This window comes from Lysinibacillus sp. 1 U-2021 (assembly GCF_029916965.1).
GTDB lineage: Bacteria > Bacillota > Bacilli > Bacillales_A > Planococcaceae > Lysinibacillus > Lysinibacillus capsici.
This window is the reverse complement of sequence record NZ_CP123966.1, coordinates 506,521-525,898: the sequence shown is the minus strand read 5'-3', so window position 1 is coordinate 525,898 and position 19,378 is coordinate 506,521. Positions and strand designations below refer to the sequence as shown.

The window sequence follows — 19,378 nt, the reverse complement described above, 5'->3', positions numbered from 1 at the left end:
TATCGCATCATAAGCGAAAAGGTTCTCATTTTTTTTACTTATTGCGTTTAGTTAAACGGCCAAGAACGAATGCACCTGCTGCTACTGCAAGAACAGTATTCGTTTTTTTCGTAAATACTTGTTTTGTGACAAGATTAAGGTTTTGAGGACGCTCAGCTAAACGGCGCATGAAATAGCCGTACCAATCTTCACCGAATGGAACGTACACACAGAAGTTATAGCCTTCTTTTGCAAGCTCTTTTTGCATATCAGTACGGAAACCATATAGCATTTGGAATTCAAATTTATCAAGCGGAATATTATGATCAGCTACAAAGCGTTTTACGTGCGCAATGATATTGTGATCATGAGTTGCGATTGATGTAAATTTACCGTTTAGTAGGTGATATTCAATCAACTCAATAAAGTTTAAATCAATATCTAATTTGTCTTGATAAGCTACTTCAACTGGCTCTTTATAAGCACCTTTTACGATACGTAAACGGTAGTCCTTAAATTTTTCAATATCATCTTTTGCACGGTAAAAGTATGATTGGATGACTGTACCAACATTATTAAATGTTTTCGATAATTCTTCCACCATATCGAAGGAAGTTTGTAGACGTCCATAGTCTTCCATATCAAAGTTAACAAAGATATCGTATGAAGCGGCTTTCTCTACAATCTCATACAGATTGTCATAACAAAAATCAACATCAATATCTAAGCCTAATTGAGATGGCTTTAATGAAATATGTGCAGCTACACCGTTTTCGTGAATAGCTTCGATCACAGTAAGGATTTTTTCTTTAGCAGCAGTCGCTTCTTCTTTACTTGAAACAAATTCACCTAGATTATCTACTGTACAAGAAATATTATGTGCATTTAGTTCTTTGATGCTTGCAATTGTTTCTTCGATATTTGTACCAGCTACTACACTTTGTGCTCCTAATTTTAGGCCATATTTCTTTGCAGCACTATTTAATAGTTGGTTCTCAGATAAGTGGATGAAAAAATCGCGTAATAACATGGTCATTCTCCTAACTGCATTTTCTTTTTAGTATAACATAAATTTTTTAAACTATATTACATTCAGCCTAACAATTATTTCATTTCAAGTATTTGCATACGTTCATTAAATAGTGCAGGATAACTTAAAAAGCCAATCATAACGCTGGATAATGTTGCAGTTGTTAAGAGAGCAAAGATAATTAATAGTTGAAATTGGACTGCCTGAAGAGGGTCGGCTCCCCCGATAATTTGACCACTCATCATACCTGGTAGCTGTACTAGCCCGATTGTTTTTTGACTCTCAATGGTAGGAATCATACTAGCTTTTATGGCATGAATTAATTGGCGATGAATAGCCTGTTTTGGTGTGCCACCTAGGGATAGTATTAGTTCCATTTGATCCTTATGGTTAATAATTTCAGCTGTAAAACGATTTAAGAATAAAATGGATAGCACCATGGAATTACCAATTAGCATCCCGCTAATGGGAATGATATACTGAGCAGTTGCTGGAACAATATGAAAGCCTAGCAAAACACCTTGTGTAATTATTTCTATCATGACAAGGGTCAGTGCTATCTTCCAGGTGATTCCTTTAATACCTGCTCCTTTTTTTCGTGCATTTAACGTGGCCACGATAATCATTAGTGCTACCATCAGGAAAATATAACTATAACTATTTGCATCAAACACAAATTTTAATATATAGCCAACAGCAAGCAATTGAATGATGGAGCGTAATGTTGCAATAAGCGTATCTTTTTCAAGGTCTAATTTTAATATTTTGGATAATAGTAAAGGGATACAAACAAAAATTAATGTCAGTGATAAGGCTGTATATGTCATTTGTTAACCCCCTGTACAAACTCGGCAACACGTGGATTTGTTGGTGCATTGAGTAATGAACTTTTACCAGTTTCAACGAGCTCCCCATTCATCATCACCCATGTATAGTGACCAATCGTTAGCGCTTGTTGCAAATTATGGGTAATCCAAATCATGGTGACATTGTATTTTTTGTTAATGGTGACAATCAATTTTTCAATATCCTGAACGGATTGACGATCCAAGGCAGACGTTATTTCGTCTAATAATAAAATAGAGGATTGATTGATAAGTGTTCGAGCGATGGATACCTTTTGACGTTGTCCGCCTGATAGATCATTTGTAGATTGATGCAGGAAGCTTTCGTTTAACCCAACGTCCTCTAAATATTGAATAGCCTCCTGCTGCAAAAGTTTCTGTCCTTGCAGTGTGCGGGGAAGTGCAAGATTCTCTAACACTGTACCTGCTATCATAGGAGCTGCCTGTAAAGCAATACCAACATGCCTTCTTAAAGCTGTTGGATCATATGTAGAGATAGGTTGATTATCAACGAGTATATGCCCATTTGATGGTGAGAGAAGGCCATTACATAACTTAAGTAATGTTGTTTTTCCAGCGCCAGAGGGGCCAACGAGCGTGGTGATTTGCCCTTTTGGAAATGACCCAGTAATTGACTTTAATATCATTTTGTCATTTACTGAAAAATGAACTTGTTGGAAGTGAATGGCAGGTTCATATAACATATTCATCTATTGAAACTCCTTTACTTTAGTCAGTAAAATAACTGTAGCATGAAATGACTGGAAGATGGTGTTGAAATAAAAGAAAGAAGGGGATTTGGGAATGGAAATATTGTATTTCGATACATTAACATATGCGCAAGGGGATATGTATGTTGTTGCTTCAGATAAAGGACTAGTTTATATAGGTACACCAAATGCATCATTCGATGAAGTAAAGGAGTGGGCTAAAAAACCATTTAAAGGATATTGTTTTGAAGAGAATTCAGAAACGTTGCTCCCATATAAAGAGCAATTAACAGCCTATTTTAAGAAGGAGCTTATTGAATTTAATCTTCCAATCCATGTGAAAGGGACGGCATTTCAATTAGCGGTGTGGGATGCATTAAAAGAATTACCCTATGGTACAACAACAACTTATGGAAATATTGCTCAACGCATTGGTAATCCCAAAGCGGTTCGAGCTGTAGGGTCTGCTATTGGAGCAAATCCAATCCTGGCGATTATTCCATGTCATCGGGTCATTGGTAAAAATGGTCAATTAACAGGCTTCAGAAGCGGCTTAGCTATGAAACAATTTTTACTTGAGTTAGAGAAAGAATCAATGGATTGAAGCGAAATAATTTCTTGTAAATGTTAGTATCTTCTTAAATCGTGGAAAGAGCGCTTTTTCTATAGATTTGATCACTCCAAACAAAGTATCCTACCTCCTCTGTAAATGAAGGTTTCCGATGTAGGAGTGCGCCAAAAGAAATCTGCCCCCATTATCCAGAGATAAAGGAGCAGATGTTTCTACTAGCTATACATGTTGTTCTTCTTGAACATTGTTCTGAGCTTTACCGAAATGTGTTAAACGATGAGCGAAGGTTTCGCCTCGTACAGCGGAGCTTTTGAAAATATCTTGGTATTCGTAGGCAGGCGTTCCGTGTTCCATTACATCTAATCCAGCTATTTCTTCTTCAGCCGTTACTCGTAATGGGACAAATGCTTTGATGATCAATAAACCTGCTGCTACAGATACACTAACCCAAGCAATAGTAGCAATAACGCCGATTGCTTGAATGCCTAATAGACCAAAACCCCCACCATAAAATAAGCCTTGCCCACCAATATCAAATAGGCCAACTGCCAGTGTACCCCAAATACCACAAATACCATGAACAGCAATTGCTCCAACAGGATCGTCAACTTTTAGCTTCCACTCTAGGAAGCGAACACCTTCCACAAGTAAAGGTGCAGCAATTAAGCCGATGATAAGTGAGCCAAATATGCTGACATTCGCTGCACCAGCAGTAATCCCTACAAGCCCAGCTAATGCACCATTTAATGTAAGAGAGCCATCGATATGTCCGTATCGAAATTTTGTATAGAAAGCAGTGGCAACGACACCAGCTGCAGCTGCAAAAAACGTATTAGCAATAACACTAGGAACTAGCTCTGGATCAGCAGCTAATGTAGAAGCGCCATTGAAGCCGAACCAACCAAACCAAAGTAAAAATACGCCTAATGCACCTAAAGGAATGCTGTGTCCTGTAATAACATTTACTCGACCATTTTCATATTTGCCTAGTCGAGGTCCAACCATAACTGCTGCGACAAATGCTGCAACAGCACCTGTTAAGTGGACAACTGTCGAGCCAGCAAAATCAACAAAACCTAAATCTGTTAACCAACCTTGACCACTCCAAACCCAGTGGCCTACTACAGGATAAACAACTAAAGACATAAGTATAATAACGCCAACATAAGCAAAAATATTAGTACGTTCTGCAACAGCCCCCGATAAAATAGTTGCTCCAGTTGCAGCAAACATCGTTTGGAAGATAAAGAAAGAAAGATCATCTACTCCTTTTAAAGCAAAGCCACTTGTGCCGAAAATGCCACCTACTGAGTCTCCGAACATAATGGCATAGCCACATAAAAAATAGACGATCCCACCAAGAGAAATGGTAAGAAAATTCTTCATGATGATATTGACTGCATTTTTTGAGCGGGTAAATCCAGCCTCAACCATAGCAAAACCTGCATGCATAAAGAATACTAAAATAGTGCCAAGCATCACCCAAATTAAATTAACAGATAATAGTACTTCATCCATCTATATCGCCCCCTTTATTCTACTGCAATCGATCCGACTTCTTTTGTTCGGATACGAATTGCTTGTTCTACTGGATAAATAAAAATCTTCCCGTCCCCAACTTTACCGGTTGCTGCTTCACGCAATAAAATCTCTACAATGGCATCAACTTTGCCATCGTCTACAATCATTTCTAATTTTAATTTAGGTAAAAATTCAATTTCATACGTATTGCCGCGGAAGAGTCCTGTTCGACCTAGCTGACGACCACAACCAGCGATTTCAGAAACGCTTAACCCTGCAATTCCTTCCTGTGCAAGACCATCCCGAACAGCTCCAAAAACTTCAGGACGAATGATTGCTTCAATTTTTTTCATGTGTACCAGCTCCTTGCGTAAATTTAATTTACATGTTAAAACGGTATTGAAAACAGTGCAATTGTTTTTTTGAATTCTGTGTAAGGTTAATTTACATAAAATGTTTCTAGTCCCGAAGTATTTTAGAAAAAAGGTTTTTATAAAGGGAATGAAAGCGGTACTAAAATTTGTGTCTAAAATGTGAATAGTTCTAAATTTTCTGACTATTAATGTTAGAAAACCTAACATCTACAAGAGGGAATGTAATACGCAAGAATTTGGGTATATAGTGTATACTAGGACTAATTATCAAAGCGGAAGAAGGGGTTTCTTTTGAGATCGAACTATGCAGATGATAGCTTAGCGCTACACACAGACTTATATCAAATCAATATGGCAGAATCCTACTGGGCGGATGGCATACATAATAAAAAAGCGGTTTTTGAATTGTATTTTAGAAAATTACCTTTTGGTAATGGCTATGCCATATTTGCTGGGTTAGAGCGAATGCTTGATTATCTACGTGATTTTCATTTTAGTGAATCGGATATTGCGTATTTACGTGATGAAGTAGGTTATAAAGATGACTTTATACAGTATTTAAAGAACATCCGATTTACTGGAGAAATGTATTCCATGGTAGAAGGGGAACTGGTTTTCGCTAATGAACCAATCGTCCGAATTGAAGCTCCATTAGTAGAGGCGCAGCTAATTGAAACAGCCTTACTTAATATTGTTAACTATCAAACATTAATTGCTACAAAGGCTAGCCGTATCAAGCAAATTATTAAAAATGAAGTGGCAATGGAATTTGGTACAAGGCGTGCACAAGAGATGGATGCTGCTATTTGGGGAACACGTGCCGCGTTTATCGGTGGTTTTGCTTCCACAAGTAATGTTCGAGCAGGTAAACTTTTTAAAATTCCTGTCTCTGGTACACATGCCCATGCATTAGTACAAGCTTATAAAAATGATTATGATGCATTCCATGCTTATGCAAAACGTCATCGCGATTGTGTGTTTTTGGTAGATACTTATAATACATTGAAATCAGGGGTGCCAACTGCAATTAAAGTAGCTAAAGAGCTAGGAGACAAAATTAACTTTATTGGCATACGCTTAGATAGCGGCGATATTGCTTTCTTATCAAAAGAAGCTCGTCGTATGTTGGATGCTGCAGGCTTCCATGATGCCAAAATCATTGTCTCAAACGATTTAGATGAATACACCATCTTAAATTTAAAAGCTCAAGGAGCAAAAGTGGATGTTTGGGGAATTGGTACAAAGCTTATTACAGCTTACGACCAGCCTGCGTTAGGTGCAGTATATAAAATGGTGGCTATCGAGAATAGCGAAGGGCAACTTGAAGATACAATAAAAATCTCAGCTAATGCGGAAAAGGTATCAACGCCAGGCTTGAAAAATGTCTATCGTATTATCGATAAAAAGAATGGGAAGGCAGAAGGAGACTACATCACAATGCACGATGAAAATCCTCAAGCTGAGGAACGTATCAAAATGTTCCATCCGATTCATACGTTTGTCTCAAAGTTTGTCACAAATTTTGAAGCAAAAAATTTACATCAGCATGTTATTAAAAATGGAGCGATCAATTATCAAAACCCTACATTAGAGGAAATGCGTGATTACGCGGCGGAGAATTTAGAGCTGTTGTGGGATGAATATAAGCGTGCGATGAATCCTGAAGAATATCCGGTCGATCTCAGTCAAAAATGCTGGGATAATAAGATGCGTAATATTGAAGAAGTGCATGCGATGGTTAAACGAATGTAAAAAGGAGTGACGGGTGCAATGACTTTACAGCAACAAATTATTGAGGAATTACGCGTACTGCCTAACATTGATGTACAGAGGGAAATACGTAAATCAATTGATTTTTTAAAGGAATATGCAAAACGCTATAGTTTTGTAAAAGGTTTTGTTCTTGGTATTTCTGGTGGTCAAGATTCAACATTAACAGGAAAACTAGCGCAGTTGGCTATTGATGAATTAAATGCAGAAGAGGGAGAAATGAAGTATTCGTTTTTCGCTGTACGATTACCATATGGCGTACAAGCTGATGAACAGGATTGCCAAGATGCCATTGATTATATAAAGCCAACGAAGGTTTATACAGTAAATATAAAAGACGCAGTGGATGCTAGTGTGAGAGCTCTAACAAATGCGGGGGTTGAGCTGAATGACTTTGTGAAAGGGAATGAAAAGGCTCGTGAGCGTATGAAGGTCCAATATTCAATTGCTGCAATGAATGGAGCGGTTGTATTAGGAACAGATCATGCTGCGGAAGCTATTACAGGCTTCTATACAAAGTTCGGGGATGGTGGAGCAGACTTAATGCCAATCTTTCGTTTAAATAAACGACAAGGAAAGCAATTGTTAGCAGAACTTCAATGCCCTGAGCATCTTTATAAAAAGGTGCCTACAGCAGACTTAGAAGAAGATCGTCCCTCATTGCCAGACGAAGTGGCGCTAGGTGTGTCGTATGATCAAATAGATGATTATTTAGAGGGGAAAGAAATTCCAGAAGAACCTCGCCAAAGATTAGAAGAGTATTATTTGCGTTCCCAACATAAACGTCATATGCCAATTACAATATTTGATGATTTTTGGAAGTAAGATGAGCGAAAAGGGTTATAAAGAAAGTGGTTTCACTTTTAAAAATAGCTCTTTTCGCTCTTTTTTTATGTATTATGGTTCTATGTTGTTAATTGTCAGCATATAATGTCGATATAATTACCTATAAGGATAATAAAATGTAGGGGAGGGTAACTTTTTATGAGGACTTCTAGAGTGAGTGCAACGACAAGTAGTGTTTTTCGGCAGGAACAGCAGTATTTACATGCTGGTGATCTCAGCCATAACTTTGGGCAAAATCCACAAAAGCAATTTCGGAATAGATTACAAAAAAATAAAGAGAAAACGTACAATTCAACAACTGTTTCTGTAAATTCACAACAGCAGCAACCGATTACACCTATCCATGTAGATAGCGCTAGTGATTTGGAGATTCGCCGTGAATTAAATGAAACGGCATTAAAGCTCAGTCGTTTAAACAAACAAAAGAAGCGACTCAATAGTTATCGTTCTTCCATATAAGCCAAACTCTCCACATCAGTGTGGGGAGTTTTTATTTTTGAGGAGAAGTAAATAAAAGCACTAAATTCAAAATATTTGAAGTGAAGATGTTCATGGAATGTTCAAGGTAATTTTTCCATTTCTTCACAGCGATTTTTAACTAATTTCACAACTAATCTGTAATGTAGGATATGGCAACAGAAAACTAAACTTGGAGGATAAAGTTGTGAAAAAATTATGGTTACCTGCACTAATATTATTATTTGTACTTGCAGCTTGTGGTAGCGAAAAAAAACAGGTAGAAGAAAAGGGAATTGAACAAGAAACTACGAAAAACGAATCAGAAACCGTGCAAGTTGCTTCACTAGTAGATACACGGTTACAAGAGCCAGAAGAAGATACAATTTGTGAAATGTGTAATATGAAAGTTTATATGAAAGACCATGAGATGGGTGTATTTTCAGCGCAGGCAATAAAAGAAGATGGAACAATCGCTTTTTATGACGATATTGGCTGTTTATTAAATGCAGAGGTTGCTAATGAAGAAAAAAACGAAAAATTTGTACGTGATTTTGTGACGAAAGATTGGGCAAAGATTGAAGATGTAACAATTATAAAAACGGAGCTGAAATCGCCGATGAACTGGGGCTATATTTATTTCGTGGACAAGGCTGAAGCAGATAAATATATGCAAGAAAATTCGAAAGCTTATGTGGAGGAACTACAAAAAATTAAAGATGATGCATTGGAGAGACGTAAGAAAATGATGCAAAAAAAGGCTGAGGATGAAAACGATGCATCTGGTTCTGTGCATTCGAATGAGATGAATCAAGAAGGGCACAGTCATTAAATCATAGACTAGGGGAAATCCTCTAGTCTTTTCTTGCTGAGTAAGGAGGTGGAAAGTGATGAAGCAAATGATGTTGTTCTTTTTGTTTTTTCTATTTACAAGTCAAACGGCGTATGCAGAATTTGATATTCAATATGCTATCGATCAAGCAAAAGCTGGAGATAGTATTCATATTCCTGCTGGTCGTTACCAAGGGAATTTCATTGTGAAAAAACCGATCAAACTGTACGGACAAAAAGGAGCTGAGCTTTATGCTCAAAATGATGAACCTGCATTAAAAATTGAATCTGCATCGAATGTTTTGATAGAAAATATAAGAATAACAGCAAAAAATCAAGGAATTGTTGCTAATGAGGTGGAGAATTTAGAGCTAAGAGCTATTGAATTAAAAGATATCCGCGTTGGTATACATCTTCAACATTCAAGGCATATTCGAGTTTTGGAAAATAAGATCATTGGAAATGAAACACACTTTGCTGAAAAAGGAAATGGAATTGCAGTTTTTAAAAGTGAGGATGTTGTGATCGATCAAAATACGATCGAACATGTCCAAGATGGTATATACGTTGAAGAAGTGACGCGAATGGATGTAAAGCGAAATAAAGTAACAAATAGTCGATATGGAACACATTTTATGTATTCAAGTGGTGTGAAGGTGTTGTTCAATACGTATTCACACAATGTTACAGGTCTTATGGTGATGATGACTACTAATTTAGAAATAAGTAGTAATACAATCAGTACTCATAATGGCTTCAATAGTTATGGACTTATGATGTATGACACACAGGAGGCAATGATAAGAGAAAATAGCTTTCTACATAATCGTGTAGGGGTAGCGTTGCAGAAGAGTTCAGTGATTCAAATACATGAAAATCGCTTTCAGATGAATCAAACTGCATTAGAAGGTACAAAAGTCGATGCGCGTTCAACCATTATGGATAATCAGTTTACAGGCAATATATTAACAGCAAGGTCAGACAATCAGGGATTACGTTTAATTCATAATTTTTATGATGATTATACAGGGCTAGATGTTACAGGTGATGGTTTTGGAGATGTTCCATATGTGGCTGTGTCGAGTTTTGGACAATGGATGGTGAGACAACCAGTTTATCAATTTTTTGTGGCATCACCCAGCGTTGTTATCCTGACGTCACTAGATCAACAGATTAATAAAACAGAACGAAATCTACTGGTAGATAATGAGCCAAAATTACTGAGCAATAGGAAAGAGATAGAGTTTTCATTAAATATCCTACAAATAATGATTGGTTTTATCGTGTTTATGGGAAGTTTGTGGCTTTGGAAAAGGGGGGGACGAGTATGACTAGATGGATAATGATACTAATTATATGTGGCGTTATTTTAGTAGGCTGTGGTGAAAAAGCATACCATCCACGTGAAATTAATAGTGAAACAGATGTTTGTAAAGTTTGTAATATGAGTATTGTTCATAATGAATACGCAGGGCAGATTGTTTTGAAAAATGGAGACGATGAGATTTTTGATGATATTGGATGCTTGATGGATTACCTTGAGCTAAATGGCGATGATGAAGTTGGGGCAGCCTATATTAAAAATAAAGCAACGAATGAATGGATTGATGTTTATAAAGCGATTTATGTATACAACAAAAATTATTGGACGCCTATGAACTATGGCGTTATTGCATTTGCTACAAAAGACGAAGCGCGAGAATGGATGAATGATGAAGGAGAAGGTCAACTATTAGTCTATCGTGATTTGTTGACATTGAATTGGGGGATTCATGAGTGATGTTTGTAAAAATAGAGCTGAAGCAGATTTTAAGAAGTCGATGGATGCAACTTGTAGCCTTTCTTTTTACGTTTGTTTTCGTTGCCATTATCGTCATTCAACAGATGGCTTTGCCAGATATTGAAGGCTTTACACGGCAAACTGCATCGTTTTTAAGTGTGTTGTTATTTCTGCTGCCGCTATTTATCCTCACCATTGGTAGTATGAGTGTAGCTGGTGACATAGAGTCAGGTTGGTTATCGTTATTAAAAACATATCCTATGAAACGGATGCAATATATTACAGGCAAATATGTAGCGACAGCACTTGCGTTTTTATTAGTAATAGTAGTGGCATTTGGTTTTGTATTAGCCGTAGGTGGGTTACTAGGTGGGGTACGGTTACCAATTGTTTTAGTTATGCTTACACTATTATGTATTATTATCTTTGTGTCTTTAGGAATCTTGCTAGGGGTATTTGCAAAAACAAGATTATTTGCACTTGCGTTATCACTTGTAGTATGGTCCTTACTTTTATTGCTCATATCGTATGCATTAATGGCTATAGGCGCAGTTGTTCCTGGGCATCTTTTACAAAAGTTTATCATCATAACGATACATATTAATCCAGTTGAATGGCTGCGCTTCGGCTATTTTATATTTAGTAATCAAGCTAGTGTGCTTGGTCCAGCCTTTTATGATGTTACGAGGTTTTACTTATCACCGCTTGGTCAGGTGGTGTATGGAATAATAACAATACTCTGGATTGTACTACCGTTAATGCTTGCTACGAAGCTGTTAAAGGAGGGGGAGCGGCGATGATTCTGTTAGAGGGAAAAAATGTAGTCAAGGTTTATGAAAATGATAGGGGATTAAATGAAGCCTCCTTTCTGCTGCAAGCTGGTCGAATTCTAGCGTTGGTTGGAGGAAACGGGGCAGGAAAGAGTACTTTGATTCGTTTGTTAACGGGTCAAGAGAAAGCGCAATCTGGTGAAATAATATGGCATCAACCACAAACAATACGTTTTATGCCTGATGATGTAAACTTTCCAACTATGCTAACTGCATCTGAAGTATTAGAGCTGTTGGCATCTTTAAAAGAAGTAGATAGTTATGAGCAAGAGAATGTTCTGAAGCGTGTTTCCTTGTGGGATGTTCGGAAGCAAAGAGCTAAACACTTTTCTAAAGGGATGCTCCAGCGCCTAAACCTAGCTCAAAGCCTACTTGGTAACGGGTCATTGCTAATTTTAGATGAGCCAACGAATGGTCTAGATCCCTTTTGGATAGCACAGTTGAAAAACATGATGTTGGAGGAGAAGGAAAAAGGCAATACCGTTATCTTCTCTACTCATTTGCTGTCTTTTGCGGAAGAAATAGCGGATGATCTATTAGTTTTACATGAAGGGGAAATTATCATTTCTGGGGCGATAACTGAAATTTTCTTACAAGAAAATTCTATATCTTTAGAAGAAATATGGTTAAAAAGATTGAATTTGTAACATTCTAATGATTAATGACGTTATATAATAAGGGTTAGGCTTGTTTGGGTATTATCAAACAAGCCTTTTTTATGAATGTTCATAGGAAGTAGAAGTTTCAGATAATTGTTTTACAGGACAGATTTCGCTATGCTTAGATTAAGTTTGCTTGCAATTCACACAATTGCTTGATGGAATGGGAGGCTTTTCGATTAATGAATGCTCAAATACAGAATGTTTTAGAAAATATAGAAAAAGTAATGATTGGTAAAAGAGAAATTGCCGAGCTCAGTATTGTCGCATTATTGGCAAGAGGGCATGTTTTGTTGGAGGATGTACCTGGAGTAGGAAAGACAATGATGGTGCGAGCACTTGCAAAATCTTTTGATGCACAATTTAAGCGTATTCAATTTACGCCAGATCTATTGCCATCAGATGTAGTCGGTATTTCTATTTATAATCCAAAGACAATGGAGTTTGAATTTCGTCCTGGTCCAATCATGGGGGATGTTGTACTAGCCGATGAAATTAACCGAACGTCTCCGAAAACTCAATCAGCCTTGTTAGAGGGAATGGAAGAGGCTTCTGTTACTATTGATGGGAAAACGTTGATAATCAATCAGCCATTTTTTGTTATGGCTACACAAAATCCCATTGAGCATGAAGGTACCTATCCTTTACCTGAAGCACAACTAGATCGATTTCTCTTAAAGATAAAAATGGGCTATCCATCTAGGGGGCAGGAAGTTGAAATTTTACGAAGAGCTGAGAATGGTAAAGCCATTGAAAAAATCGAAGCGGTATTATCGGTAGCGCAATTAATCGAATTACAGGAACTTGTTCAAGGTGTGTATGTAGAAGATTCTGTTAAAAATTATATGGTGGAGCTTGCTACCCTAACAAGGGAAAATAATTATGTCTATTTAGGTGTGAGTCCTCGTGCCACAATAGCACTAATGAAAGCTTCTCAAGCTTACGCATTTTTGAAAGGGCGAAGCTATGTTACCCCTGATGATGTTCAATATTTAGTGCCATTTGTTTTTAGTCATCGTTTAGTTTTAAAACCAGATGCACGCTATGATAATGTGACGGCAGACGAAATTATCCAGCGTATCATTGCTAAAACACCAGTTCCGACAAAGAGGTTTGCAGAACAATGAGGCGATGGAAAGCTTTTGTAGAAAAAAGTAAACATTTCCTATTAATCGCTTTCTTGATGATCGTAACATTTTGTTATGCAATGTTCCAAGGTGGATTTGTGAGCTGGTTTGTATTTTTTACGGTTAGTCCGTTTTTAGTGTATGCATGTATGTTCTTTATCGTTAGAGAGGATATTTTACTAATCGAACGTAAGATTGACCCGATTCATATAGAACGCGGTCAATCAGCGAAGGTGCTTATTACGATAGAACGTAAAACACGTTTTCCGTTTGCCTATATCGTAATGGAGGAACTTGTGGATAGTGAGGGATTAGTGCAAGCTAAAATACAAAATGCGAATGCCATTAAGTTCGTTGGATTTAAAAAAGACTTTAGCTGGCAATATGAATTGGAGAATATGCCACGTGGTGAACATCGCTACCTAGGTGTTACAATTATTTTCTACGATTTTTTTGGCTGGGCTAAAAAGGTTGTCGTAGCAGAAAAGGACCAAACTATTTTAGTTTACCCAAGAATACAAGAGATGAAATATGCTGCGCTTCAAACAAAATATGATGTTGGCCCGATGATGTCACCATACTCTATTGTGAAGGACACATCGATGGCTGTTGGATTAAGAGAGTACGTTCCTGGAGATCGTTTTTCATGGATTCATTGGAAATCATTTGCACGTACACAAAAGTTGCAGTCTAAGGAATTTGAGGATCGACAATCATCAGAACTAATGTTAGTGCTAGACGCAACAAAATCCACAATGTTTGAAGAAAAAGTGGAGTTAGTGGCTTCAATGCTACAGATGATCGTTCAGGAACGAGGAGATTTATCCTTTATTTCTGCTGGAGAAATGACGAAAGTATTCCCTGCTATACAGGGGGACAAGCATTTAGATCAGGTCATGTATTATTTAGCTGCGATAAAACCTACGGAGAATGTCAAGTTTCGATTTCATGACCAACAAGCCTTTAAGCAAGTTGCAACACTGCTTTATGTGACAAGTGATGTTTCAGATGAATTACTACATACTCTTGCAAATATTGTGAAAAGCTGTATTTGTTTTGTAGTGGCCAAGCAGCCACCAGTGCAATCTGAGCTGGCGATGCGGTATAAACATATTCAAGTTATTTATGTAAATCCAGCAGATTTCTATCATTTATTCACGGAGGTGATGAGACCGTGAAGCAAACATTAGGAGAATTTTTAGAATTAGCCATAGCTTATGTTATTGTATTTTTCATTTTGCGTGAATGGCTTATTCCCATTATGCAATTAACGAATACAGGTGGGATGCATCTTTTCTTAGTCTTTATCGGTATGTCTTTAGCGCTAAGTCTTTTCCGCGTACATCCTTTGCTATCAGGGTTAGTGAAGTTTGGTTATATTACCTGGTTTATCGTTTTTATCTATAGCCCTAGTCCTGTATTATCTGGTAATACATTGCCTTTTTTATTGGCTGAAGGGAAAGGGAACATAACCACGATTCTAACAGGTGACTTTGGACGGGTTTCAGATGTTTTCAGAACAGTATTATTTCTTGTGTTAATTTGGATGCTAGTTTATTTAATTCACCATTGGGTTTCGGTGCGAAAAAATATATTCTACTTCTTTGCCATGACCGTATTTTTTATTGCTACTTTGGATACATTTAGTGACTATGATGGTAAAGCGGCAATTGTAAAAGTTGTTGTTTTAGGATTAATCATGACAGGTGTTCTTTTTGTCAAGCGTCTATGGCTTCAAGTGGAAACTACAAGTACGGCAATGGAAAAATGGAAAATTGTGATTCCCATGCTAGTAGCTGTATTGCTCATTAGTTCTGTAGCATTCTTTTTACCAAAGACTGGACCAACATGGGCAGATCCTGTGCCCTTTATCCAAGGTGTTACTGGACAAGATGGAAATGGAAATGGTCAAAAATCAGTTGGTTATAGCCAAGATGATAGTCAGTTAGGTGGTCCTTTCCAAGGAGATAATACGTTAATTTTCACTGCCTCTTCTCGTGATCGCCATTACTGGCGCATTGAAACAAAAGATACGTATACGTCGAAAGGTTGGATTGTTTCAGAGGGGAACTTTGGGAAAAATGTTTATGAGTCAAATACACCCATTCTGACTTCTTTACAAGTCGGGCCACCTGAAAATGAACGTCAGATTCAATTAGACATTGCTGTTCCAATGCCATTTTTAATTCAAACATATGGTATGCTTTCTGTTTCGGCTCAAGATTCCACTTTATTTATTCAAGATGAGCAGACTGAAAGAATGAATATAGAACAACAGGTGGGGGAATCGAAATCATTATCAAACTATTCATTGTCTTATAGTGAGCCTGTTTATAGTATGGAGCAGCTCCAATTGTCATATCCAGCAACACTTGAAACAATGGATTCTTCCTTTGATCGATTTTTACAGTTACCAAACCAACTTCCTCAACGTGTAAGGGACTTAGCGTCTGAAATAACGCAAAAGAAAGATACGGTTTATGAACAAATTAAGGCTGTAGAAAGTTATTTTAGAACAAATGGTTTTAAATACGATAAAACGCAAGCTGCTATTCCTGGTGAAAATCAAGACTATGTCGATCAATTTTTGTTCGATACAAAAGTAGGGTATTGTGATAATTTCTCCACTTCAATGGTGGTACTTTTACGCTCAGTAGGGATCCCAGCTCGATGGGTGAAAGGTTTTGCGCCTGGAACTGCAGGCCCTGTGTCAGATGGGTTACGTGAATATCGCATCACGAATGACAATGCGCACTCATGGGTAGAAGCATTTATACCTGGAACGGGATGGATGGAGTTTGAACCGACAATCGGCTTTTCTGGAAATGTCAATATCGATTATGATATCCCATTAGATACGTCTGATGAGGAGGAAGTGGTGCAGCCAGAATCAAAACCCGAGCAGCCACAACCGCAAGAACAGGTAACCGAGAAGGAACAGATGAAATCAACATTTAGCTTTGATGCAATGTGGTTATGGATGAAAAAGTTTGCCTATGTTTGGGTAATAATTGTTGTATTATTCATAATCACGGGTATTTCTTTATTCTTACAGCGTAAAACGTGGATTCCTAAGATGCATGTTCGAGCATACCGTAAAAAAGTAGCGGATTGGTCAAATTTCGATTCTTCTTACCATGTTTTACTGAAGCAATTATCTCGCATTGGTTTGCGCAGAAAAGATGGAGAAACGTTAAGTGCATTCGCAGAGCGTGTAGATGCAGCATTAGAAACAGATGAAATGCAAAAGCTGACGGTAGTCTACGAGCAACATATTTATGGAAAAGACAAAGAAGATGTTGATTTCATGAAGCTGAAAGAAAGTTGGGAATATTTAATCAATCGCACTATCAGTTGATTTTAACGTAGACAAAGAGTAAAATGAAAAAAATTAAATGCAAGGATTGCTTTCATATAAGTTCGATAATAGGGTTCGGATGTTTCTACGAAATCACCTTAAATGATTTCTCTATGAAGGCGGATGTTTTCGTTAGGTGAAAAGTATAGTAAATCACTTTACTTTGCTACGCATTCGCCTTTATCAATATTCTAGAGCTTATGGACGCGTAGAAAGTTTTTTTACTTTCTTCGCGTTTTTCTTTGAACACATGAAAAATATCCTTTAAAAATAATAGAAGAGGTGGAAATTTTGACAGCTAGCCCTTTATTAAAAGAGCAAGAAAAAATCGTTGTATTAGACTTCGGTAGCCAATTTAACCAATTAATTACACGTCGTATTCGTGAATTTGGTGTTTTTAGTGAACTACATCCACATACGGTAACTGCAGAAGAAATTAAAGATATGAACGCAACAGGTATTATTTTCTCAGGTGGTCCAAACTCTGTTTATGATGAAAATGCCTTTCATGTGGATCCAGCTATTTTCGAATTAGGTTTACCGATTTTAGGTATTTGTTATGGTATGCAATTAATGGCACATACAAACGGCGGTAAAGTTGAAGGTGCTGAAACACGTGAGTATGGTAAAGCCGAAATTCAAGTAACAACACCAAACAAATTATTTGGTGAGTTACCTACAGAACAAATCGTTTGGATGAGCCATGGTGACCATGTAACAGAAGTTCCAGCTGGATTTGAAGTCATCGCAACTAGCGCATCTTGTCCGATTGCTGCAATGGCAAACGTTGAACGTAAACTATATGCTGTACAATTCCATCCAGAAGTACGTCACTCTGTATATGGTAATGATCTATTACGTCAATTCGTATTCGACATCTGTGAAGCGAAGGGCGATTGGTCAATGGCAAACTTCATTGAGCTTGAAATTGCAAAAATTCGTGAAATCGTTGGCGATAAAAAAGTATTATGTGCACTTTCTGGTGGTGTAGACTCATCAGTTGTAGCGGTGTTAATCCATAAAGCAATTGGCGATCAATTAACTTGTATGTTCGTAGACCACAACTTAAACCGTAAAGGTGAAGTTGAACAAGTAATGAAAACATTCACAGAAGACTTTGACATGAATCTTATTAAAATCGATGCACGTAAACGATTCATGGACAAACTCGCTGGCGTTTCTGATCCAGAGAAAAAACGTAAAATTATCGGTAATGAATTCATTTATGTATTTGATGAAGAGGCATCTAAGCTTGAGGGTATGGATTTCTTAGCACAAGGAACTCTTTACACAGATATTATTGAATCTGGTACTTCAACTGCACAAACAATCAAATCACACCATAACGTTGGTGGTCTTCCTGAAGATATGCAATTCCAACTAATCGAGCCACTGAAAACTTTATTTAAAGATGAAGTACGTGCGCTAGGCTTAGAGCTTGGACTTGACGAAAAAATCGTTTGGCGTCAACCATTCCCAGGTCCTGGATTAGGTATCCGTGTGCTTGGTGAAGTAACAGAAGAAAAATTAGAAATCGTTCGTGAATCTGATTTCATTCTACGTGAAGAAATCGCAAAAGCTGGTCTTGAGCGTGACATTTGGCAGTACTTTACGGTATTACCTGATATCCGTTCAGTTGGTGTAATGGGCGATGCTCGTACGTATGACTATGCAATAGGTATCCGTGCCGTAACATCTATCGACGGTATGACTTCTGACTGGGCACGTATTCCTTGGGATGTACTAGAGAAAATCTCTGTCCGCCTTGTAAACGAAGTAAAACACGTGAACCGCGTACTGTATGATATTACATCTAAGCCACCAGCAACGATTGAGTGGGAATAATAGCAAAAGCCCTAAAAGCCCTGAGAGGTTTTTAGGGCCTTTTTGATTTAATTCCTTCTGAATTTATGGCTTAATGAAGTATCTCAACTGCAAAAATTGCTGGTAAAGTGTTGTATGTAGTAAACTAAATGAATGCACAAGAAATTATACTATTCAGATTAGGGGGGGATTTAAATGGAGAAAAATAAACCAATGATTCATACATTAACGGTTGGGATGCCAAAAGAATTGGTTGATAGTAAAGGACGTTCAATGATTACAGGGATTGAAAAGCAACGAGTGCAAGAAGTTTATTTGTCCTCTCAAGGCTTTGAAGGGGATGATGTGGCAGATAAAAAACATCACGGTGGCCCTGATCGAGCAGTTTGTTTATATCCTGCGGAGCATTACATACAATGGGAACAGGAACTTGGAAAAACGTTACCTATTGCTGCATTTGGCGAAAATTTAACCGTAACAAATATGTTAGAAGCAGATGTGTGTATTGGTGATATTTATAAAATTGGAGATGCTGTCATTCAAATTACACAGGGACGTATTCCATGTAGTACGATTGATAGATATACCGAGGCAAACACATTACTCAAACGTTTAATCGAAACAGGCTATACAGGTTTCCTTGCGCGTGTACTTGAAGAAGGGACAATCTGTGCAGATTCAACAATTGAGCTTGTAGAAAAGCATCCTGCACGTATCTCTGTTTTGTATTGCAATGAAGTGTACTTCAAAAACAATGATGCAATCGCTATGAAACAAATACAAGCAGTAGATGCATTAGCAGAAGATTGGAAAGAAAAATTAGAAAAAAGAATTCAAATCTTGCAAAGTAAAGTGATGAGTTAAAAC

At 37.4% G+C, this 19,378-nt stretch carries 19 protein-coding genes and 1 riboswitch; of the genes, 14 read left to right on the top strand and 5 right to left on the bottom strand.

The genetic code is table 11. The annotated features are described in order from the left end of the window. Window positions 1–34: 34 nt before the first annotated feature. From QH639_RS02800 to QH639_RS02790, 3 genes are all read right to left on the bottom strand, one after another. Complete coding sequence (locus tag QH639_RS02800; protein ID WP_048394992.1) at window positions 35–1,009, bottom strand: proline dehydrogenase family protein; 975 nt, start codon at window positions 1,007–1,009, stop codon at window positions 35–37. A 74-nt stretch (window positions 1,010–1,083) separates the two neighbouring features. Next, the gene (locus tag QH639_RS02795) at window positions 1,084–1,836 is read right to left on the bottom strand and encodes an ABC transporter permease (RefSeq protein ID WP_131522328.1); all 753 of its coding nucleotides are present in this window, start codon (window positions 1,834–1,836) and stop codon (window positions 1,084–1,086) included. Next, entirely contained in the window at window positions 1,833–2,564 is a 732-nt protein-coding gene (locus QH639_RS02790) for an ABC transporter ATP-binding protein (RefSeq protein ID WP_131522327.1), read from the bottom strand. The genes QH639_RS02795 and QH639_RS02790 overlap by 4 nt, the downstream gene beginning before the upstream one ends. A 94-nt stretch (window positions 2,565–2,658) precedes the next feature. Here QH639_RS02790 and QH639_RS02785 point away from each other — a divergent pair, with 94 nt between their 5' ends. Continuing rightward, window positions 2,659–3,168 carry a methylated-DNA--[protein]-cysteine S-methyltransferase gene (locus tag QH639_RS02785; RefSeq protein WP_131522326.1) on the top strand — a complete coding sequence of 170 codons (510 nt, stop codon included), beginning with the start codon at window positions 2,659–2,661 and terminating at the stop codon, window positions 3,166–3,168. 186 nt (window positions 3,169–3,354) lie between these two features. On the opposite strand, the gene QH639_RS02780 is transcribed toward QH639_RS02785, so the two are convergent. Both QH639_RS02780 and QH639_RS02775 read right to left on the bottom strand, forming a co-directional pair. Then, complete coding sequence (locus QH639_RS02780) at window positions 3,355–4,653, bottom strand: ammonium transporter (RefSeq protein ID WP_131522325.1); 1,299 nt, start codon at window positions 4,651–4,653, stop codon at window positions 3,355–3,357. A gap of 14 nt (window positions 4,654–4,667) precedes the next feature. Further along, complete coding sequence (locus tag QH639_RS02775) at window positions 4,668–5,009, bottom strand: P-II family nitrogen regulator (protein ID WP_016995352.1); 342 nt, start codon at window positions 5,007–5,009, stop codon at window positions 4,668–4,670. Between the two features lie 312 nt (window positions 5,010–5,321). Here QH639_RS02775 and QH639_RS02770 point away from each other — a divergent pair, with 312 nt between their 5' ends. From QH639_RS02770 to QH639_RS02710, 13 genes are all read left to right on the top strand, one after another. Continuing rightward, window positions 5,322–6,782: a nicotinate phosphoribosyltransferase gene (locus QH639_RS02770; RefSeq protein ID WP_082148178.1), complete on the top strand. Its 1,461-nt coding sequence runs from the start codon at window positions 5,322–5,324 to the stop codon at window positions 6,780–6,782. 18 nt (window positions 6,783–6,800) lie between these two features. Further along, a complete protein-coding gene (nadE, locus tag QH639_RS02765) occupies window positions 6,801–7,625 on the top strand; it encodes an ammonia-dependent NAD(+) synthetase (protein WP_259420410.1) in 825 nt (274 codons plus the stop codon). Between the two features lie 159 nt (window positions 7,626–7,784). Beyond that, window positions 7,785–8,105, top strand: a complete 321-nt coding sequence (locus tag QH639_RS02760) for an NAD synthetase (protein ID WP_131522323.1) — start codon at window positions 7,785–7,787, stop codon at window positions 8,103–8,105. Window positions 8,106–8,310: 205 nt separating this feature from the next. Continuing rightward, window positions 8,311–8,934, top strand: a complete 624-nt coding sequence (locus QH639_RS02755; protein ID WP_237898755.1) for a nitrous oxide reductase accessory protein NosL — start codon at window positions 8,311–8,313, stop codon at window positions 8,932–8,934. Window positions 8,935–8,992: 58 nt separating this feature from the next. Further along, the gene (locus QH639_RS02750; protein ID WP_281115640.1) at window positions 8,993–10,264 is read left to right on the top strand and encodes a right-handed parallel beta-helix repeat-containing protein; all 1,272 of its coding nucleotides are present in this window, start codon (window positions 8,993–8,995) and stop codon (window positions 10,262–10,264) included. Further along, entirely contained in the window at window positions 10,261–10,713 is a 453-nt protein-coding gene (locus tag QH639_RS02745; protein ID WP_131522320.1) for a nitrous oxide reductase accessory protein NosL, read from the top strand. The genes QH639_RS02750 and QH639_RS02745 overlap by 4 nt, the downstream gene beginning before the upstream one ends. After that, entirely contained in the window at window positions 10,713–11,513 is an 801-nt protein-coding gene (locus tag QH639_RS02740; RefSeq protein ID WP_131522372.1) for an ABC transporter permease, read from the top strand. Before QH639_RS02745 ends, QH639_RS02740 begins: the two co-directional genes overlap by 1 nt. Beyond that, the gene (locus tag QH639_RS02735) at window positions 11,510–12,190 is read left to right on the top strand and encodes an ABC transporter ATP-binding protein (RefSeq protein ID WP_281115639.1); all 681 of its coding nucleotides are present in this window, start codon (window positions 11,510–11,512) and stop codon (window positions 12,188–12,190) included. Before QH639_RS02740 ends, QH639_RS02735 begins: the two co-directional genes overlap by 4 nt. 194 nt (window positions 12,191–12,384) lie before the next feature. Next, complete coding sequence (locus tag QH639_RS02730; RefSeq protein ID WP_131522318.1) at window positions 12,385–13,329, top strand: AAA family ATPase; 945 nt, start codon at window positions 12,385–12,387, stop codon at window positions 13,327–13,329. After that, window positions 13,326–14,507: a DUF58 domain-containing protein gene (locus QH639_RS02725; RefSeq protein WP_131522317.1), complete on the top strand. Its 1,182-nt coding sequence runs from the start codon at window positions 13,326–13,328 to the stop codon at window positions 14,505–14,507. Before QH639_RS02730 ends, QH639_RS02725 begins: the two co-directional genes overlap by 4 nt. Continuing rightward, window positions 14,504–16,687 carry a transglutaminase TgpA family protein gene (locus QH639_RS02720; RefSeq protein ID WP_131522316.1) on the top strand — a complete coding sequence of 728 codons (2,184 nt, stop codon included), beginning with the start codon at window positions 14,504–14,506 and terminating at the stop codon, window positions 16,685–16,687. The genes QH639_RS02725 and QH639_RS02720 overlap by 4 nt, the downstream gene beginning before the upstream one ends. Window positions 16,688–16,719: 32 nt before the next feature. Further along, window positions 16,720–16,821, top strand: a riboswitch (purine riboswitch). 157 nt (window positions 16,822–16,978) lie between these two features. Next, window positions 16,979–18,532: a glutamine-hydrolyzing GMP synthase gene (gene guaA / locus QH639_RS02715; protein WP_131522315.1), complete on the top strand. Its 1,554-nt coding sequence runs from the start codon at window positions 16,979–16,981 to the stop codon at window positions 18,530–18,532. Window positions 18,533–18,706: 174 nt separating this feature from the next. Next, window positions 18,707–19,375, top strand: coding sequence for an MOSC domain-containing protein (locus QH639_RS02710; RefSeq protein WP_237898753.1), 669 nt, complete (start codon window positions 18,707–18,709; stop codon window positions 19,373–19,375). Window positions 19,376–19,378 lie beyond the last annotated feature (3 nt).